Raw genomic sequence first — 812 nt, 5'->3', positions numbered from 1 at the left:
GGGGGTTGATCACGGCAAGATCATTATAAATTGAACTTATAGAATATGTAGTGATCAGATCAAGGCATAATAATCACCTTGGTCACGTAAAATATGAGCGCTACTTTTCTGAAACACTTTAATTCAATTACCGATCCTCGCATTGAACGCTGTAAAAAGCATGAGCTTATCGATATTCTCCTTTTAGCCATTAGTGCAGTAATCTCCGGTGCACAAGGATGGGAGGATATTGAAGACTTTGGGCATCTAAAACTTGATTGGTTAAAAAGATATGGCGCTTTCAACGCGGGTATTCCAAGACACGACACCATAGCCCGTGTCATTTGTCGGTTAAAATCAGATGAAATAGAGCATGCATTTCAATCTTGGATATCTTCACTTATTGAAACCACGGGTGCTGATATTATTGCTATGGATGGAAAAACTGCACGTCGTTCATTTACAACCAAAGATAGAAAAAGTGCTTTACATACCGTCAGTGCATGGAGCTGCCAACACCAGTTAGTTTTAGGGCAAACAGCCGTTGATAGCAAAACAAATGAAATCACAGCCATACCTGAGTTACTCACCATGCTAGATATTGAAAATAGCATCATTACACTTGATGCTATGGGCTGCCAGCAAGAAATAGCGAAACAAATAATTAAACAAAAAGCTGATTATATCCTAGCGCTCAAAGGTAACCATTCAGGTATGCAGAGTGAATTAGAAGCTTGGTGGCACAAGAGTGAGCGCGAAGGATTGACCAATAGCAACTATGATAAACATACCGAAATAAGCTCAGGGCATGGGCGCATTGAAACAAGGGTTTG

1 protein-coding gene is annotated in these 812 nt (G+C 40.1%); it reads left to right on the top strand.

Annotation, left to right across the window (positions count from 1 at the left end; translation table 11 throughout):
• Positions 1 to 93: 93 nt before the first annotated feature.
• Positions 94 to 812, top strand: a 719-nt coding sequence (locus A3220_RS16480; protein ID WP_128082456.1) for an ISAs1 family transposase, incomplete at its 3' end; no start/stop codon positions are given.

It is taken from the genome of Halomonas sp. KX33721 (genome assembly GCF_001596805.1).
In the GTDB taxonomy this organism is placed as follows: Bacteria; Pseudomonadota; Gammaproteobacteria; order Pseudomonadales; family Halomonadaceae; genus Vreelandella; species Vreelandella aquamarina.
The sequence above is the reverse complement of the archived record's forward strand: the minus strand, read 5'-3'. Positions and strand labels throughout refer to the sequence as shown.